We start from the raw sequence: 18,728 nt of genomic DNA on the forward strand, positions 1-18,728 counted from the left end.
TGTAAGTAGCTTAAACTCAGTGATGTTGGAATGCAATGTCTGCATGTAATCTTCTTATATCTGACTTACGGCTTTGGGTTCATTTAGGCTATAGTGCAGAAGAGAAGTATCATTCTCAATTAGTTAGTGTTAATATTGATTTTGCCTTTAAATCCCCCCCTTTAGGACTTACAACTGACCGGCTTGAGGATACTATATGCTACTTGGAGGTAGTTCAGAGTATTCAATCTCTCGTTCAAAGCAAGCAATTCAACTTAATCGAGCATTTAACTCATGATATATACAGGACCATTAATAACCTTGTGATGCAAAAAAAGCTTATTATTTCTTCTATAGGCGTAACTATTCACAAAGTTGCACCACCTGTCCCCAGTGTGCATGGAGGTGTTTTCTTTACTTATCGTAATGCGTTGCAAGAATGATTTACATTTCTATTGGCTCAAATATGGGGAATCGCTTTTCCCATTTACAAAAGGCTGCTCAGTTACTGCAGGAACGCTATTTTAAAAATTTAAAATCTTCAATTATTCTGGAAACTAAGGCTATTTTACCAAATGATGCTCCACCTGGGTGGGACAGGCCATTTCTAAATATGGTTGTGTATGGAAGTTGTTCTTCTTCTCCTGAAGAGCTGTTAAAGGGCCTTAAACAAATTGAATGTGACATTGGCCGTCTGCAGGTCTATGAAAAATGGGCACCTCGCGTTATTGATTTGGATATTTTGTTATGGGATGACCTGACACTTGATACACCCTACCTTAAGATTCCTCACCCAGAATTGATAAACAGACCATTTTTGCTTCACTTGATGGCAATGCTGAGTCCCATGGCAGTAGTTAACAAAACGTTTGGTACTGTTAACCCTAACATTAAGGATTGCTTTTTAAGGAGTTTTACGCTTTCACCAGAGCTTATAGGTATTGTCAATATTACTCCTGATTCATTTTCAGATGGTGGTCTTTATTATGATGCAGATCAAGCAACCAAGCAGGCACTGCGGCTGTTATCAGATGGTGCAAGCATAGTTGAACTTGGTGCTCAATCAACAAGACCTGGCTCCTCAATACAAACTCCAAAAGCAGAGTATGCACGCTTAAAACCAGTGCTTGATGACCTTAATCAATATATGAAAGTTGGTGACATTAAAGTCAGCATTGATAGTTTCTGGCCAGATGTTATTTTGAACGTTTTGGAGCACTACAACATTGCCTGGGTAAACGATCAGAAGGGAGATCTAGATGATAATACCTTAAAAGCGATTGCTAGCAGTGGATGTAGTATCGTTATTATGCATTCACTCTCCATACCACCACATAGTGACAACATTATCCCAAGTGACATTGATCCAATTGATACCATAAGTAATTGGGCAGAAAGGAACATTAATAGATTACTAGCTCTAGGTTTTGATCAAAGCTCGATCATTATTGATCCTGGTATTGGTTTTGGCAAATCTATGTACCAGAATATCCAGATTTTACGCAGTATAGAAACGTTACAAAATTTTGGCTGCAAAGTTCTGGTTGGTCATTCTAGAAAGTCATTTATTTCTTCTTTTTCTACAGAACCTGTCTTTAACCGAGATTTAGAAACAATTGCTTTATCATCTGCATTGCACAACAAGGTTGATTTCCTTCGAGTGCATAATGTGCGTGATCACATGCGATTCTTTGTAGCTCAAGCTGCTTTACAGGGATGCTAGTTATCGGAATTATGGCTGTTGATCCCAAGGGGGTAATTGGAATAAATAATGGATTGCCCTGGCATTATCCAAGTGAGTTAGATCATTTTCGTCAGGTGACTGACAAACAAGTTATTGTTATGGGAAGAAAAACATTTGAAACTATGCCTCAAAACATATTGAAGGATCGTATCCCTGTTGTTTTTTCTCGTAACAAATTAAATTCTTGTTTTAACAGAGGAGTAAAATGCACTATTATTTCTTCTATGCAAGAGTTTTTGTCAATCCAAAGTAGTTCTAAAGTCTTCATGATTGGTGGAGCACAAATAGCGCACCTTTTTTTGGAGTATGATCTAATTTCAGAGTTTATCATAACAGAAATTCACAGACTTTATAAAGGTGATGTATATTTCAACTTAACACTTCTTGATGGATGGTATAAAACCGCTCTTGCTCAAACAAAAGATTATACTATATGCAAGCTGACACGTTAATATGCATGTTGAAGCAATTTATACCCACCGCATTGAATGTGGAGAAGTATTAGAGCAGGTTCTTGATCGCTATGTTTCAGAGTTGCTAAGAGAGGAAGTTGTTCTTGCTATCACATCAAAAATCATTTCTATTTGTCAAAAACAAGTGGTTTGCAAAACTGCTTGTTCTAAAGAAGAGCTAATCAAAAGAGAAGCTGATGCAATTGTTGATGTAGACCATAATTCTTACGGCATCTATTTAACAATCAAAGACAATATCTTAATTCCATCTGCTGGTATTGATGAATCAAATGGTAATGAAATGTATATTTTATACCCAAAGGATGTTCAGAAAACAGCTCTATCAATATGGAACTATCTCAAGACAAAACACTGCATAAAACATCTTGGTATTTTGATTACAGATAGTAACATAACACCTATGCGCCTTGGGGTTACGGGCGTTGCTCTTGGTTGGTGTGGATTTGAACCACTTTATTCCTATATAGGCAAGCCAGATCTTTATAATCAACCACTGCAAGTAACACAAGTCAATCTTCTTGATGCACTGGCAACATCTGCTGTTTTAGTTATGGGAGAAGGGGCAGAGCAAACACCGATGGCAATAATTAGTGGTGCACCAAAGGTTCACTTTCTTACTCATCCGCCAACTACAGAAGAAGAAAAAAGTGTGAAGATATCTATGGAAGAGGACCTTTACTCTCCTCTCCTCATGCGAGCCCGCTGGTTAAAGAGTTAAAGAGGAACTTAAAAATTTGCTATTAGACTTCTTAGAGGTTGTCCACAAACCAAGGAATACGTAGTATATAAAGAAAGAATATTGAGGTAAGAGATGAGGAAAAAATATCCAACAGATTTAAGTAAAAGGGAATGGGCAAGAATAGAAAAACACTTCAGAGTATCGTACAAGAAAGGAGGAAGGCCGCCAAAATACAGTAAGTGTGAGATAGTAAATGCAATTCTTTATATACTGCGCACAGGATGTCAATGGCGCTATTTACCACACGATTTTCCGCCGTGGAAGGCTGTGCATGAACAGTTTAGAAGATGGAAAAAGCAGAGAATTTTTGAGAAAATGAACTATGATATCACTAAATATAGTAGGTCAAAAATGGGAAGCCGAGCGCATGCATAGTGGACAGTCAATCGGTAAAAACCACGGAAAAAGGGGGGGCAAAGGTTATGATGGTGCGAAAAAGGTAAAGGGGAGAAAAAGACATATAATCACAGATACTCAAGGATTTGTGCTTGGTTGCTATGTAGGAGCTGCAAGCGAAAATGACAGAGATGGGGTGAAGATGGCATTGGACAATATGAAGGAAAAATACAGCAATATTAAGAAAATGTGGGCTGATATGGGATACCAAGGAAAAGATTTAAAGGATTACGTAAAGAGAGAATATGGGATAGATATTGAAATTGTCAAAAGGCCTCCATGTAGGTTTTGGGTGCATAAAGATACACCACTAGAACTATTGCCACAACGGGATCCTGGATTTTCAGTACAGCCGAGAAGGTGGGTGGTAGAGAGGACTTTTGCTTGGATCAATAGAAATAGAAGGCTATCAAAGGAGTACGATTTACTTACAACATCTACTGAAAGTTTCATATATCTGGCTATGAGTAAAGTTATGTTAAGTAGGGAATATGCTTGATTTACTGGTTTGTGGACAACCTCTTACATAACCATATAACATTGGGAATAGAAACAAAAAACTTGCTTGACACCCTTCGCCAACCCCCTTATAATGAAACTGAAGCTATTGTATTTGCTTTCGCCAATCTGCAGATTAAAAGGTAAGGATTACTTAATGTATCGGCGTCTTATGTTCAATTTTTTGCAGTATATAGATACTGTATGTCTTTACAAAACTTCATCTACATCTAGATTTTTATCTAAATAAGCTGAACGCGCTTATAAAGCGTTACAAGACATCAAAAAATGCCAATACTCGACAGAGATAGTAAAAGACTAGCTAACTCGGGGATTCTTTGTCTTTTTTTCTGCTTAGTAAACTTCTTAAACATTTGCAGCGTAAGCTAGTTGCAATTAAAAGCAGCTTAATCTTGCTTGTCAAGCGTTTAAAACATAAAAAACGCCAATATTTTAAAGCGGATAATAACCCCAGGGCTTCTTTTGCCTTTTTTTTCATTTGGTAAATTTCTTAACGTTTGTAGCTAAACGACAACCGTCATCCCGCTACGTGTTAGCGGCTAAGAGATACCGCGGCGGCATGACCTCGTCATTCCCCTACGTGTTAGCGGTATCTCTAGATCCCGTGACGGTATGACGGTTCGCGCGGTGGCATGACCTCGTCATCCCGCTACTTGTTAGCGGGATCTAGAGATACCGCGAATGAATCGCGGTATGACATAGGGAACCCTTTCTTGGGTTAGCTATAGATTTACTTCGCATATTCAGCTAATTTTTATTACAATTACAACAAAATAATTTTGGCTTTGATGAAAACTGTATATGTATGTCAATCCTGTGGTCACAGCACTGGCAGGTGGGTAGGGAAGTGTATTGCATGTGACAATTGGGATACAGTTGTTGAGGAAATAGCAGTAAAAACGGGCAAAAGAAGTATATCTGCGCCAATTTTAATAAAGACGTTATCGGGTAGCGAAATTATCACTCCAAGTCGTTTTTTAACAGGAATAGAAGAATTAGATAGAGTTTTTGGTGGAGGTATCGTTCAAGGTGCTAGCATTTTAATTGGTGGCGAACCTGGAATTGGGAAATCTACCCTTTTGCTTAGAATTGCAGCTAATGTTGTGCAACTTTCCTCTTTTGAATGTCTTTATGTATCCGGCGAGGAATCTTTAGAGCAAGTGAGCCTCAGAGCAAAGCGTCTTAAGATAAATGAACCTAAAATTAAGCTTTTGTCTACAGTGTCTTTAACTGATGTAGTAGCAACAATAAAGGAAAACAAAAGTATTAAATTCTTAGTAATTGACTCTATACAAACAATGTATGATAGCAGAATTATATCAGCACCAGGAACTGTAACTCAGGTCCGCACTTGCGCACATGAATTAACCATTCTTGCGAAACAATATGGTATTTCCCTCTTAATAGTTGGCCATATAACTAAGGATGGACAAATAGCTGGACCTAAAACTTTGGAGCATATGGTGGATACGGTATTATATTTTGAAGGTGAAAATAGCAATCAATACCGCATTTTGCGTACTATTAAGAATAGATTTGGCCCTGCAAATGAAATTGGTGTTTTTGAGATGTCTGAAGCAGGACTTGTGCCTGTTGATAACCCATCATCATTGTTTCTGATGGCCCATGACAGAGAAGTAGTTGGCAGCGCCGTATTTGCAGGAATTGAAGGTTCAAGACCAATTTTAATGGAAGTGCAAGCATTAATAGCAGGGACTAATATGGCAACCCCAAGAAGGGCAGTAGTTGGGTGGGATATTAATCGATTGGCTATGATCATTGCGGTGCTAAATGCTCGTTGCAAAATGTTTTTGCATGATAAAGAGATATACCTAAACATTGCAGGGGGACTCAAAATACAGGAACCATCGGCTGATCTTGCTGTTGCTGCTTCCCTTATTTCAAGTGTAGTAAATTTACCGCTGCCAACTTCTTCAATAATCTGCGGTGAAGTTGCACTTTCAGGAGAAATTAGGAACATCTCGCATGCTGATCTCAGACTAAAAGAAGCACAAAAGTTAGGATTCAAAAAAGCAATTATGCCTAAAAATGGCAATTATTCTTCTCATGATATTGAAATAATCAAGCTTGGTCACGTAAGGGAATTAAGAGAAGTCTTTAATTACAATTAAATAACGCTTCAGCAAATTCTTTACTAGTAAACTCCCTTAAGTCCTCTATATTTTCGCCAATTCCTATAGCATGTAACTTTATCTTATAAGCTTCTGCAAGTCCAATTACCACTCCGCCCTTAGCAGTGCCATCTAACTTTGTTACGATTAGCCCGGTAACATTAACCATTTTGCTAAATGCTTCTAATTGGCTATAGGCATTTTGGCCGGTAGTTGCATCAAGAACTAAAATAACGTCATGAGGGGCAGTATCATCCAATTTCTTTATCGTTCTATATATTTTTGATAACTCCTCCATAAGGTTCACATTATTTTGCAGCCTTCCTGCTGTGTCAATTAGAACAACATCAACGTTGTCTTTTATAGCTTGACTTACAGCTCTATATGCCACACTTGCAGAGTCGCTACCGTACTCTCCAGTAACAATCAAGCAATCAGAACGTTCTGCCCAAATGTTTAATTGCTCACTAGCAGCAGCTCTAAATGTGTCGCATGCAACAAGCATAACGGATTTTCCCATTTCCTTATATTTATATGCAAGCTTACCTATAGTTGTGGTTTTACCATTACCGTTTACTCCGCATACCATTATTATATGTGGTTTTTTGTTCAAAATTAACGGTTGCACAACTGGGCTCAATATAGCTTCTATTTCGTTCATTAACTGCTGCGAGATAATATTATACTCAACTTCCTTGTCAAACTTGATGCTTGTGAGCCTGTCAATAATCAACTTGGAAGTTTTATGACCAATATCCATGCTAATTAGCAATTCTTCTAGCTCATCTAAAAGCGACTGATCTAATTTTTTTTTGTTAGAGAAAATACTTTTTACTCCGTTGCTAAAGCGAGAAGAAGTTTTTAACAAGCCTTTATAAAGGTTACCAAATAAACTCAAGAGAATACTCCTTTTTAGTTACAATATAGAGAATGACATGCACTACATGTATTTGTAAAGTAAATACACTCGTAACCCATATATTTTGTGAGTAAAATATACTGTTTGCTAGTGCATTTTTCTTTAGTTTTTAACCTAAATATGTTATAATGTAGAATAGCGGTTCACAGGTAATTTTATGAGTTATAATGAGAAAATTTTAGATCATTACGAAAATCCAAGAAATGTTGGCTCTCTGGATAAAAATGATCCAAATGTTGGTACTGGTTTAGTTGGTGCACCATCGTGCGGTGATGTAATGAAATTGCAGATAAAGGTCAATGACAAAGGTGTTATTGAAGATGCAAAATTTAAAACTTTTGGTTGTGGTTCTGCCATTGCTTCAAGTTCCTTGTTAACAGAGATGATAAAGGGGAGAACCATCAGTGACGTTACACAGATAAAGAATACTCAAATAGTGGAAGAGTTGTCTTTACCTCCAGTGAAGATACACTGTTCGGTACTTGCTGAAGATGCTATAAAGGCTGCTATTCATGACTATCAAAGTAAACAAAATAAAGGTGGACATTGAGAACTAAAGCATGAGTGAATATCAAGGAGTAAACGCTATAAAGAAAGATAAAAAACTTATTACTATAACTGCGAAAGCAGTAGAAAGGATAAAGTATTTATTGGACCAAAAGAAGCATACTAACCTTGAGAAATCAGAAGAAGCAATAGGAATAAGAGTGCTAATTAAACAAAAAGGATGTTCTGGTTTAAAATATGATATTGAATATGCGTATGATACTCGTCCTTTAGAGTCGATAATTGAGGAAAACTGCAGTGATGACCAAAAAGTTAAAGTGTTGATCGATCCAAAATCCGTCATGTTTATTCTTGGCTCTGAAATGGATTATGTAGAAGAAAAATTTTCATCGGGTTTTGTTTTCAAAAATCCTAATGAGAAAGGAAAATGTGGTTGTGGAGAGAGTTTTCATGTCTAGCAGCTATTTTACATTGTTTGAAATTGAACCAACTTTCAATATCAGCTTTGATGAGTTAGAGAAAAAATATATTGAGCTAAGCAAGACTGATATAAATGAAAGACAGTCCAAAAACATGGAAAATATCAACAAAGCTTATCAAGTGCTAAAGTCACCACTAGAACGTGCTGAGCATTTGTTGAATCTTTTTGGTGTGGGAAGCCCAAAGGATCATCCAAATTCTGAAATATTAAATGAATCAATGGAAATAAGAGAGTACTTACTAGACTGCGATGATCTACAATTTGCAAGCAGGATGATTGATGAAAAAATAAAAGATTGCGTTAAAAACCTAATTAACACTTTTGCTGTAAAGAATTTTGATGGAGCTGCTACACAAGTCTTAAGATTGAAATATTTATATAAGTCATTTGAGGAGGTGAAAAAGAATGCAACCAATTCAAATTTCTGAACCAAATTCAAGTGAAGTAGTTTTTGGTATAGATCTTGGTACCACCAATTCTTTAATTGCCATGGTAAATAAAGCTGGCAACGTGGAGATATTTAAAGATGAGCAGGGAAGAGAGCTACTGCCTTCTGCTCTTTCATATGAAAATAATACATTGAAAACTGGCTGTGACGTCGGTCAAAATGCAATCTACTCAATAAAGCGTTTAATGGGTAAAAGTGTTGAAGAATTAAATAAAGAAGGCGTCAATTTTGAAATAGATCATGAAAGCGAAAAAGTTATTAGAATAAAATGCGCAGAGGAAAAGTATCTTACTCCTGTTGAGATTTCTGCTGAGATATTAAAAGCTTTATGCAAGAGGGTAGAAGAGTCTACAGAGATGAAAGTAAAAAAAGCAGTGATTACTGTGCCAGCTTACTTTGACGATTCAGCACGTAACGCAACTAAATATGCGGCAAAATTAGCTGGAATAGAAGTTCTTCGCCTCGTTAACGAGCCAACCGCTGCAGCGCTTTCTTACTCCATTGAAAAGAACAATAACAGTGGAATATATGCAGTTTATGACCTTGGTGGTGGAACATTTGATATTTCGATATTGAAATTGCATCAAGGAGTGTTTCAAGTTCTTGCAGTTGGTGGTGACACTAAACTCGGTGGAGATGATTTTGATCATTTGCTTAACCTTATTGTGCTTGATAAGTATAGAGAAAAGGTAGGTTTAAACAAAGAATGCTCTAGTGTCATCCCAGTCTGGGATCCAGAAAGTTTGATTACAAATGAACACACTAGAAAGTTATATAATAAGAACTGGATTCCAGTGTCAGCTACTTGCATGACAACACTTATTGAATCACGTATTGTAAAAGAATACCTGAGCGAAAACACCGTAGGCACTTTTGAATTCAATATTAACGGTGAATTATTTGAATGCGAAATTACCAGAGAAGAATTTGAACATGCAATCAGTTCTTTGGTCAATAGGACTATCAATATAGTCACTCGTACTATAAGTGATATAGATCTTAAAATTGATGATATAAAAGGAGTAATTTTAGTTGGTGGTGCAACTAGAACACCATTGGTTCAAAATTCACTAGTCGAACTTTTTGGAAATAAAGTACTAAATGACGTGGATCCGGATAAAGCAGTTGCCATTGGGGCAGCTCTGCAGGCTCATGATTTAACTTCGAGCTCAAAAGATAGGAATATTCTCCTGGATGTTCTACCTTTATCACTTGGCATAGAAACTATGGGAGGCATAGTTGAAAAAATCATACCAAGAAATACACCACTACCAGTTTCAGAGATAAAAGAGTTTACAACTTATGTTGATGGGCAACTAGCAATGAAAATTCACGTTTGTCAGGGAGAACGTGAAATGATAGAGGATAACAAATCTCTAGCGCAGTTTGAACTAAAAGGTATACCGCCACTGCCTGCAGGTTCTGCAAGAATTGAAATAGAATTTACAGTTAATGTTGACGGAATCTTGACTGTTACTGCAAGAGAAAAAGCTACTGGAATTGAGCAGACAGTTGAAGTAAATTCAAATTTTGGCTTGAGTGAAGCTGATGTTCAAAATATGGTTAACCAGTCAATAAACAGCTTTGATGAAGATATGAAGGCTCGTTCCCTTGCAGGTGCTAAAATTAATGGAAATAAACTCATACACTTGGTTGAAAACAATAATAACCTTTTCACTGATCAAAAGTTGAAAAACCTATTACAAAATGCAAAAAACGCTTTACAAGGCAATGACATGAATGAAATTAACAACACTATCGCCGAGTTAGAAAATTCCTCTTTAGAGTTGTGTGAATTAACAAATAGGTAGAAAAAGCTTACACAACCTTGTGCAATACCCTATTTAACCTCAAGGCAACAGGTAACCTGAAATTAAATGGTAACCAATCGACCTTTCCTAATTTAAATGATAAACCAACTATGCTTACACGCCCAATGATATTTTCCATTGGTACAAAACCAACTTCAGGAAACCTGCTATCCAAAGAATTATTTCTATTGTCTCCCATAACAAAAAATTGATCGTTAGGTACATAATAAACCGGAGTGTTATATGATAGCTTATTAGAAATGTTATCTACCAAAATCTCATGCTCCTTGCCACTTAAAAGCGTTTCTATATATCTTGGTATGTTACGATTCGACTCATAATCAAAAAAACTTTCAATTTGCCTTCGCTCTACTTTCTGATCATTTAGGTATAATTCTCCCTCTATCATTTGCACTTTGTCACCTGGTGTTCCTATTACTCGCTTAACAAACCTGATGCTGTCATTTCTTGTGGGTTTGAAAACTACTATGTCGCCACGCTTTGGAGGGGTATAAAAAATCCTGCCGCTAAAAATGTTTGGAGAAAATGGAAAGGAGTGTTTACTGTAACCGTATGAATATTTACTAGTAAAAATGTAATCCCCTTCAAGTAGGGTGCTTTTCATTGAACCAGAAGGTATATGAAATGGCTCGAATAAAAAACTACGTATTGATAGCGCAATCAACAGTAAAAAAAACAATGAAGATAAAAATCTTCCCGTTCTTATCACCCAGTTTTTGCTTAGTTCTTCCAACTTTTCCAACTTTGTTTTTCTTATAGATTAAGCTTATTATAATACATAAATTAAAAAATGGTAATATGAAATTTTACTTGTGAATGTTATTCCTCTATTCAAAACAATTTTGAAAAGGCGGTTCATTTCTTTCAACGGTGTCATCCAAGTAGCGTGACACATAACTGTACGAACATTGCAATTTGCAGGTGGCAGATGAAAGTAGCTGATGCACATCTGTACGAACATTTGCTTTTGTTAAGGTAATATGGTGTTATGAAAGTAGCTGACACTGGAATGGCTTTGTTGCATCGCTACTTATGAAAGGCTAACTATAGTTAGGATTATAAGTAACCTATTGAAAATCTTGTTTTTTTGCAATCAATCTGATCAAATTTAAGAATAGTAATTTGTTATTTATATTAATAAATTTAATTCTATTGAAAATAGCTAAAGCATTGAAATTCTTGAATTTTAGCCGGATTGGTAAATGGTAGTGAAATTTCTTTTACTCAAATTTAGGTATTCATTGACCGTTCTTGTTATAAATACCAGAATAATAAGCTACTGATATTCGCTATCTTTTTTATCTTTAATCCATCATAGCTAGCGATGCAACAAAGCCCACTGGAATCCAGGTTGTAACCGTTCACGGATTGTGAGAATGAATAAAGAACTAAGCAGTCGTAACTTTTGGAAGGGATTTTGGCCATTGAGACGTGATGTCAAAAATATCGACAACATTCTTTCCACAAATCTTTCTCCATGTTCCGACCAGGTGAAAAAGCTGTTTTTACGATAGCCGTCTAATTTGCCGTTCTGCAAGGTTGTTGATTGACTTCAGGCTTTCGTAAAAACTTCCACACCATATCCTCGGCCTTAACATCTTAATGGCCATTCTCAAACCATTTACAAGCCTTGTCATTTCATGCCCCCCCTTTTTGAATTAGTTGTGTAGCATCTTTTAATATTAGCAAGGCCTATAATAGTGCAACACTGCCTTACGTATTGCCAATCCAAATTCTACTTGCTGTAAAATAACACAATCTGCTACATCGCTGCTAATCTCAATCCCTCTGTTTATTGGCCCTGGGTGCATAACAATCGCATCTGGTTTTGCGTATGATAGCTTTTGTGAATCAAGTCCATACAAATAAAAATATTCTTTCTCTGAAGAACTATTATTCATGCGCTCTTTCTGCAATCTCAAAAGCATAATTACGTCAGCATCCTTTATACCTTCAATTAATGAATAATGGACTGAATCTACTTCAGGAAAATGCTTACAAATCAAAGTTGGTGGTGCGACCAAGTTTATCTCTGCTCCAAACATTTTTAGCAATCTTATATTTGATCTTGCAACTCTACTGTGCAGAATATCTCCACATATCACAACTTTGAGGTCCTTTATTTGCTTTTTGTGATTGCTGATTACAAGATAGTCTGCAAGAGCTTGAGTTGGATGTTCACTACTTCCATCGCCTGCATTGATTAGCGAGCAGTTAACATACTTTGCCAGTGTATTAATGATACCACTACTTTTATGCCTGATTATTATGTAATCAGGATTCATTGCATTTAATGTTTTGATCATGTCTTTTAGATCTTCTCCCTTGTTAATAGAAGAAGATCTTATTGGCAAAGTTACAACATTTGCTCCAAGGCTTTTTGCTGCTATTTCAAAAGACGCAAGTGTACGCGTTGAATCTTCAAAGAATAAATTTATTACTGTCTTATTTTCCAAGATATGACTATTTGCAACTTCTTTTTTAAGGTACTGGTTGGCCAACTCAGTTATATTTTCTACATCATCGACTGTAAGGTCTGAGATGTTTAACAAATTCCTTCTCTTGTTCATAGTTTCCTTTTCAACTATTTGAACCTATTCTACTTTCTTATTACCTTTTTTCAATAGACTTCTTGTGCAGCAATTGTTTTGGTGAAAGAACGGAAAAAGATAGTAAAGTCAAAATTAAGTTAGAAGGAAGAAAAAGTTCAGCGAGTCAAGAGTAAGGTATATTAGCATAAATCTTTCATCCCAATGTTTAGTGGCGCTGGGGATTACTTCCACTTACACTCATCCGCTATCATAACAGCCTCAAAAAGATGCTTCTCAAGTTCACTTAGAGGCAAATCACTTTGTGAATAATTTCCCCAAGATTTTAGTATATCGGAAGTTTCAACGCCTTCAATAATAGGATATTCTTGGTTTTTTTTAGCGTATAACTCTTGAGCCTGCTTGCTTACTAAAAATTCCAATAAGACTATAGCATTTTCCCTGTTTTTTGCGTTTTTTGTTACTGCTGCACCACTGATGTTTACCATTACACCGTGATCGTTGCGATTAGGAAAAAAAGCCCCTAGCTTGTCTGCAACATTCTTTTTATTTTCTGATGAAAGAATTCTCGCAAAGTAGTAGCTGTTTACTATTGCAACATCTCCCTCACCCGCTGCTACGGCGTAAATTTGATCAGTATCACCACCACTTGGTTTTCTTGCCATATTGCTCACAATTCCGCTTACCCATTCTTTCGTCTTTTCAAAACCATTATTTGCAATCATAAAAGCAATTAACGATCTGTTATATGGACTTGTAGAAGAACGCACTAATATTTTTCCTTTCCATTTTTCATTTGCTAAATCTTCATAAGTACTTAAGTCCTTAGGGTCTACTGACTCTTTATTGTAAACCAATATCCTAGCTCTTTTTGTAAGACCAAACCAATAATCTTCACTGTCTCTAAATCTTGCAGGTATAACACTTTTTAAAACCCCTGAATCTACTTGAGATAAAAGTCCTCTTTTTTTTGCTAGAATTAAGTTGATTGCATCAGCAGTCAAAAATAAGTCAGCTTCACCACCGTTTTCCATTCGTGAAAGTAGCTGAGAATAATCATCAATGATGTAACGTACTTTAATACCTGTATTTTTCGTGAATTCATCAAACAAAGTACGTACTAATTCTTCTTTGCGCGATGAATAAACATTTACCACTTGTGAGTCATTAGTTCCGTCGTTTCTGTATAAATAAGTAATAACTATCAATATAATTGCTATTAAGGATGTGAATATAAAGGCTTTTTTCATATTGGATAAAAAATAACTTCTTTCAGTTAAAGTTACCAAGATGGTACAACTTTAGCAAGTGTAAAGTTCGTTAGATAAATCATAAAAACTTCCTTGACAAGCTTCGCCAGCCCCCTTATTATAACACTGAAGCTATTTATTTATCTTCGCAATCTCTGCAGTGGATTAATGACAAAAAACTTAATGTATTTGGCGTAAATCATGCTTAATTTTTTGCACTATGTGCACCTTATGTCTTTATAAAATTTCTAGGTTTTTACCTAATATAAGCTGAAATGCGCTATTTAAAACATTAAAAAACGCCAACTTAAAAAATGGATAGTGAATAACTAGCTACCCTAGGGTTTCTTTTGCCTTTTTTTCTGTTTAGTAAATTGTATCCGTTCAGCGGAGTGGTAGAATAAGGTAGACAAAGCAAGATAATAAAGATAATCATAGAGCAAAAGTGAGGTAATGTGGTGAACCTTTGAGAACTTTGCAAAAATTTACAGCAAAAAATAGAAAAACTGAAAGCAGAGATAGAAAACTTAAAAGCAGAAAATAAAGCTTTAAAGATAGAGAACGCTGAATTAAAGGAAAGGCTCGGTTTAAATTCAAAAAACTCATCCCTGCCCAGCTCAAAAGAGCTATACAAAATAAAAAAGGACAAGCCAAAAAGCGAAAGGAATGTTGGCGATCAGGTTGGGCATAAAGGAAATTTTCATGCCACAATGGAAGCGGATAAAGTAGTAAAAATAGAGTTGCCTAATATTTGCGAATGCGGAGGAGAGCTTGTAATATGCGAAAAACCTTATGTTCACCAAAAAGTTGATCTTCCGGAAATTAGGCCTTATGTAGTAATTGGAACATGGTCGTTGTTGGAGATGCAGAAAAAGAAAAAGTAGCAAGTTACCAGAAGGTGTTACGCCAGATACATTTGGTCCAAGGGTTAAGTCTATAATTGCAGCACTCAGCGGATTTTACAAAAACTCAAAGCGTGAAGTGGCTAGTATCATAAATGACATTTTTAATTTGAACATAAGTGTTGGCAGCATATCAGAGGTTGTCCACAAACCAGTAAATCAAGCATATTCCCTACTTAACATAACTTTACTCATAGCCAGATATATGAAACTTTCAGTAGATGTTGTAAGTAAATCGTACTCCTTTGATAGCCTTCTATTTCTATTGATCCAAGCAAAAGTCCTCTCTACCACCCACCTTCTCGGCTGTACTGAAAATCCAGGATCCCGTTGTGGCAATAGTTCTAGTGGTGTATCTTTATGCACCCAAAACCTACATGGAGGCCTTTTGACAATTTCAATATCTATCCCATATTCTCTCTTTACGTAATCCTTTAAATCTTTTCCTTGGTATCCCATATCAGCCCACATTTTCTTAATATTGCTGTATTTTTCCTTCATATTGTCCAATGCCATCTTCACCCCATCTCTGTCATTTTCGCTTGCAGCTCCTACATAGCAACCAAGCACAAATCCTTGAGTATCTGTGATTATATGTCTTTTTCTCCCCTTTACCTTTTTCGCACCATCATAACCTTTGCCCCCCCTTTTTCCGTGGTTTTTACCGATTGACTGTCCACTATGCATGCGCTCGGCTTCCCATTTTTGACCTACTATATTTAGTGATATCATAGTTCATTTTCTCAAAAATTCTCTGCTTTTTCCATCTTCTAAACTGTTCATGCACAGCCTTCCACGGCGGAAAATCGTGTGGTAAATAGCGCCATTGACATCCTGTGCGCAGTATATAAAGAATTGCATTTACTATCTCACACTTACTGTATTTTGGCGGCCTTCCTCCTTTCTTGTACGATACTCTGAAGTGTTTTTCTATTCTTGCCCATTCCCTTTTACTTAAATCTGTTGGATATTTTTTCCTCATCTCTTACCTCAATATTCTTTCTTTATATACTACGTATTCCTTGGTTTGTGGACAACCTCTCAAATCTTACTATTACCAACAAATATGAGGTTCGTGAGCAAGTCGCCATCCTTCTGCTAAATCAAAGAGACGTTTATATCCTTTCCAAAGAGTAATTGGTCCTGGTTTTGGGTCGCTTTTTCTTGCTAAATGACCTCCAAGTTCACGAAACGGCTTCTTTTATAGTAGGGGCTATATTTGGACATGGTTTCCTGTGTATTTTAACATATAAAACTTTCCATTCTTCCTCAGCTAATAAGGCAGTACATGGTAATGTTGGGTTAGTTCTTGCAATTGATGTAATAAAGAAAATTCTCCAAGCAATAATGCTCATGACTGTTAAATACCTCATTAATCTTTCTGCTGTTCCAAGTCTACATTCCTCAACTTTGAGACCGGATTTAAAATTTTATGTAATATCTCTATTTTCCATCTAAGGCAATTGTAAGTTAAAAACGTGATATAAAAGAGATAAGAGAGAAAGATAACCCTGCTCACTAGGAATAGCGGGCGTGCGCGACCGAAAGGAAATTGGTATTACAACCGTTGGTATCAAGGTACGCTAGCCCTATCTCTCGATACGTTTGAATAGTTGCTTGGGACATATATATGCACCCGTTTACAATCTTAAATTAACTAAAATTATCGAGGTTTATTATGGTTACATCTTATCAAAATTTTATTGGCATTGACATCGGAAAATTTAAAAATGTCGTTGCAATTCACAAACAGAAGAATGCTGTCGAATTTGATAATAATGCTTCTGGTTGGCAACAATTATTTCAAGAGTTTTCAGATATTCTACCTAATGCTTTAGTGACTTTAGAAAATACAGGGAAATATGAGCTTGGCTTATCACATTTTCTTACCGACAAAAATATTGCCGTGCATCGAGCTAATACTCGTAAAGTAAAAAGCTTTATTTTATCTCACGGAACTTTAGCAAAGTCTGATAGATCAGATGCAAGAGCTCTTGCTCAATATGGATTTGAACGCCATAGAACTATCTCTCTATTTGTACCTACCTCTACAGAACAATCAACTTTGGCTGCACTTTGTCAACGTCGTGATGATATTACGCAAATGAGAACTCAAGAAAAATGCAGACTTGAAGCACCGGAAAATGATCATATAAAAGAAAGCTGTCAAAAGACCATTGAGTTTTTCGATAGTCAAATAAACGAACTCAATGATACTATACAAAAGATTATTGATGAAAGCCGCGAATTACAACAACGCCAAAAAATTCTTAAAACAGTTCCTGGAATAGGTAAAAAGTTATCACAAGATTTTTTGTGTTTAATGCCAGAGCTTGGTTACTTAAATAGAAAAGAAGTAGCAAGTCTTGCCGGAGTTGCACCGCATCCAAAAGAAAGTGGTAAAGCTGTTGGTTACCGAAGGATTACAGGTGGTAGAAGTAACGTTCGTTCAAAGCTCTTTACAGCCGCTATGGCTGCTACAAGGTCAAAATCTATACTTGGCGCCTTTTATTCTAAGCTTGTTGAAAGTGGTAAGAAGAAGATGGTGGCTATAACAGCCCTAATGCGTAAAATTATAGTAATTGCTAATACAAGACTTAAAGAAGCAATTAATTTGCATACTTAAAAATCTTCACAACGGTAACTGAAATTGGCTAATGAATATGTGCGTCCACACAGACTTAAAGCACATATTCATTAGCTTAAGCAGAAATTGCTGTGGTAGCTGTTTGATATAAAATTCTATTTCTATGACAAACGGGTTTTTATTGCCCATATAATTTGCAAAATTACACAAATAAAAAAATTTTTAAAAAACATAGTTGATATCAACTAATTTTTTCAACAGCTTCATCGAAAGTATTAACTGAAAGATTCGTTAATAGCATCCATTCTAGCGGTTTTTTTTTAAGGGAAGGGGAGTTTTCTCAACAACATAAACTGCATAAAGTGGTAATTTAGGTAGTTCTTCCGTCTTATGCCTAATATTATTCTTAGATGGATTCATCATAAACTTTCCAAATCTAACTTCCAAACGTGCTGTTCTTTTTGGCTTATTATCTTTTACAGGAACTTCAACTTCTACCGTACCTGCACAATGAGAGGATTTAATAAATGCCCATAACTTCTGCTCACCTTTTTCAGGATATCGAGATTTTCTATTTACTGCTCTATCTCTGCATGCTCTAACTAGCACTGCCGAATTAAGACTATGTGCAAGCTCAAAAAAGTCATATATATCTGCTTCTCTATCGCATACAGTTATAGTCTCAGTTTGAGTTGGATCAATAATATTATTTGTTTTTCTTAAAGTTTCCAACCACTTTACGCTTTCTTTATCTTCAATGCGATCGCTCTTTTTTTTAAGGTTCTCAGTTTCTTCAGGTCTTGAATAAACTTTTTGATCTAGTATCCCTAGTACCAAACCTTCTATACTAACGGCAAGAGCTGTACGCATTATAATACCTTTTGCAGTATCATAACTGGACAAATTTGCTAATCCGCTTGTTTTTTTATGGTTATTATATACAATGTAACTGGTATCTTGAATGACAAGAACCCTCTTGTGAGCTTTTGTTCTCTCAACTGTTTTATCAATGTGTGAAGCTAGAATATCGACTTCTTTTACGTTCTCATTTTAAAAAAAACGATATGCTGCTTTTGCTTCTGACCAACTTCCGCATGCCTCATTAATTGAGCTTTCAGGTAAACTTATCATACTGTCAGCAATATTTACTAATCGGTCAGTTAATCTTTTATCTCCAAGTACAGCATCTCCAAATTCATTTTTAGCCCATTCATTACTCTCGTTTGCCATTTTTATACCCTCAATATTTGCAAACTCTAATATTGTAATAC

General features: G+C 36.0%; 16 protein-coding genes and 5 pseudogenes. 12 read left to right on the forward strand and 9 right to left on the reverse strand.

What is annotated here, in order from left to right:
- Positions 1 to 35: 35 nt before the first annotated feature.
- The 6 genes and pseudogenes from ABWU47_RS01265 (at position 36) to radA (ending at position 5,982) form a co-directional block, all read left to right on the forward strand.
- On the forward strand, positions 36 to 422 hold the full coding sequence (locus ABWU47_RS01265; protein ID WP_353285720.1) for a dihydroneopterin aldolase: 387 nt from the start codon (positions 36 to 38) through the stop codon (positions 420 to 422).
- A complete protein-coding gene (gene folP, locus ABWU47_RS01270; protein ID WP_077190481.1) occupies positions 419 to 1,702 on the forward strand; it encodes a dihydropteroate synthase in 1,284 nt (427 codons plus the stop codon). The genes ABWU47_RS01265 and folP overlap by 4 nt, the downstream gene beginning before the upstream one ends.
- Positions 1,696 to 2,175 carry a dihydrofolate reductase gene (locus tag ABWU47_RS01275; RefSeq protein WP_006279286.1) on the forward strand — a complete coding sequence of 160 codons (480 nt, stop codon included), beginning with the start codon at positions 1,696 to 1,698 and terminating at the stop codon, positions 2,173 to 2,175. The genes folP and ABWU47_RS01275 overlap by 7 nt, the downstream gene beginning before the upstream one ends.
- A 1-nt stretch (position 2,176) precedes the next feature.
- Positions 2,177 to 2,914 (forward strand): putative folate metabolism gamma-glutamate ligase, encoded by a 738-nt coding sequence (locus ABWU47_RS01280; protein ID WP_077188310.1) that lies wholly within the window; start codon positions 2,177 to 2,179, stop codon positions 2,912 to 2,914.
- 93 nt (positions 2,915 to 3,007) lie between these two features.
- Positions 3,008 to 3,830, forward strand: a pseudogene (locus tag ABWU47_RS01285) (IS5 family transposase).
- A gap of 808 nt (positions 3,831 to 4,638) precedes the next feature.
- Positions 4,639 to 5,982, forward strand: coding sequence for a DNA repair protein RadA (gene radA, locus ABWU47_RS01290; RefSeq protein WP_077188308.1), 1,344 nt, complete (start codon positions 4,639 to 4,641; stop codon positions 5,980 to 5,982).
- Here the strand turns inward: radA and ftsY are convergent.
- The gene (gene ftsY, locus ABWU47_RS01295) at positions 5,969 to 6,880 is read right to left on the reverse strand and encodes a signal recognition particle-docking protein FtsY (RefSeq protein WP_006279965.1); all 912 of its coding nucleotides are present in this window, start codon (positions 6,878 to 6,880) and stop codon (positions 5,969 to 5,971) included. The two genes, radA and ftsY, sit on opposite strands and share 14 nt — an antisense overlap.
- A 178-nt stretch (positions 6,881 to 7,058) precedes the next feature.
- On the opposite strand from ftsY, the gene iscU reads away from it, so the two are divergent.
- Genes iscU through ABWU47_RS01315 form a run of 4 tightly spaced genes read left to right on the forward strand, consistent with a single transcriptional unit; the run spans position 7,059 to position 10,148 of the window.
- Positions 7,059 to 7,451: a Fe-S cluster assembly scaffold IscU gene (iscU, locus tag ABWU47_RS01300; protein ID WP_006279966.1), complete on the forward strand. Its 393-nt coding sequence runs from the start codon at positions 7,059 to 7,061 to the stop codon at positions 7,449 to 7,451.
- 10 nt (positions 7,452 to 7,461) lie between these two features.
- Positions 7,462 to 7,866: a HesB/IscA family protein gene (locus tag ABWU47_RS01305; protein ID WP_077188307.1), complete on the forward strand. Its 405-nt coding sequence runs from the start codon at positions 7,462 to 7,464 to the stop codon at positions 7,864 to 7,866.
- On the forward strand, positions 7,859 to 8,317 hold the full coding sequence (locus ABWU47_RS01310) for an iron-sulfur cluster co-chaperone HscB C-terminal domain-containing protein (protein ID WP_077188306.1): 459 nt from the start codon (positions 7,859 to 7,861) through the stop codon (positions 8,315 to 8,317). Before ABWU47_RS01305 ends, ABWU47_RS01310 begins: the two co-directional genes overlap by 8 nt.
- Positions 8,295 to 10,148 carry an Hsp70 family protein gene (locus tag ABWU47_RS01315; RefSeq protein WP_077188305.1) on the forward strand — a complete coding sequence of 618 codons (1,854 nt, stop codon included), beginning with the start codon at positions 8,295 to 8,297 and terminating at the stop codon, positions 10,146 to 10,148. Before ABWU47_RS01310 ends, ABWU47_RS01315 begins: the two co-directional genes overlap by 23 nt.
- Positions 10,149 to 10,155: 7 nt before the next feature.
- Here the strand turns inward: ABWU47_RS01315 and lepB are convergent, their stop codons facing one another.
- The 5 genes from lepB to ABWU47_RS01340 form a co-directional block, all read right to left on the reverse strand.
- Positions 10,156 to 10,902 (reverse strand): signal peptidase I, encoded by a 747-nt coding sequence (lepB, locus tag ABWU47_RS01320; RefSeq protein WP_077188309.1) that lies wholly within the window; start codon positions 10,900 to 10,902, stop codon positions 10,156 to 10,158.
- Positions 10,903 to 10,938: 36 nt separating this feature from the next.
- Positions 10,939 to 11,130, reverse strand: a complete 192-nt coding sequence (locus ABWU47_RS01325) for a hypothetical protein (protein WP_156518101.1) — start codon at positions 11,128 to 11,130, stop codon at positions 10,939 to 10,941.
- A 544-nt stretch (positions 11,131 to 11,674) separates the two neighbouring features.
- The gene (locus ABWU47_RS01330) at positions 11,675 to 11,806 is read right to left on the reverse strand and encodes a hypothetical protein (RefSeq protein ID WP_255317428.1); all 132 of its coding nucleotides are present in this window, start codon (positions 11,804 to 11,806) and stop codon (positions 11,675 to 11,677) included.
- A gap of 45 nt (positions 11,807 to 11,851) precedes the next feature.
- A complete protein-coding gene (locus ABWU47_RS01335) occupies positions 11,852 to 12,739 on the reverse strand; it encodes an aspartate carbamoyltransferase catalytic subunit (protein ID WP_006279948.1) in 888 nt (295 codons plus the stop codon).
- A gap of 203 nt (positions 12,740 to 12,942) precedes the next feature.
- On the reverse strand, positions 12,943 to 13,968 hold the full coding sequence (locus ABWU47_RS01340) for a Fe(3+) ABC transporter substrate-binding protein (protein WP_006279947.1): 1,026 nt from the start codon (positions 13,966 to 13,968) through the stop codon (positions 12,943 to 12,945).
- 497 nt (positions 13,969 to 14,465) lie between these two features.
- Here ABWU47_RS01340 and ABWU47_RS01345 point away from each other — a divergent pair.
- A pseudogene (locus ABWU47_RS01345) lies at positions 14,466 to 15,013 on the forward strand (DUF6444 domain-containing protein); the annotation flags it as partial.
- 16 nt (positions 15,014 to 15,029) lie between these two features.
- On the opposite strand, the pseudogene ABWU47_RS01350 reads toward ABWU47_RS01345, so the two are convergent.
- Positions 15,030 to 15,852, reverse strand: a pseudogene (locus tag ABWU47_RS01350) (IS5 family transposase).
- Positions 15,853 to 15,924: 72 nt separating this feature from the next.
- Positions 15,925 to 16,332: pseudogene (locus tag ABWU47_RS01355) on the reverse strand (IS4 family transposase); the annotation flags it as partial.
- Positions 16,333 to 16,548: 216 nt separating this feature from the next.
- Here ABWU47_RS01355 and ABWU47_RS01360 point away from each other — a divergent pair.
- Entirely contained in the window at positions 16,549 to 17,496 is a 948-nt protein-coding gene (locus ABWU47_RS01360; RefSeq protein WP_209472550.1) for an IS110 family transposase, read from the forward strand.
- A gap of 208 nt (positions 17,497 to 17,704) precedes the next feature.
- On the opposite strand, the pseudogene ABWU47_RS01365 reads toward ABWU47_RS01360, so the two are convergent.
- A pseudogene (locus tag ABWU47_RS01365) lies at positions 17,705 to 18,687 on the reverse strand (IS4 family transposase); the annotation flags it as partial.
- Positions 18,688 to 18,728: the final 41 nt, after the last annotated feature.

Source organism: Wolbachia endosymbiont (group A) of Gastracanthus pulcherrimus (genome assembly GCF_964028265.1).
GTDB lineage: Bacteria > Pseudomonadota > Alphaproteobacteria > Rickettsiales > Anaplasmataceae > Wolbachia > Wolbachia pipientis.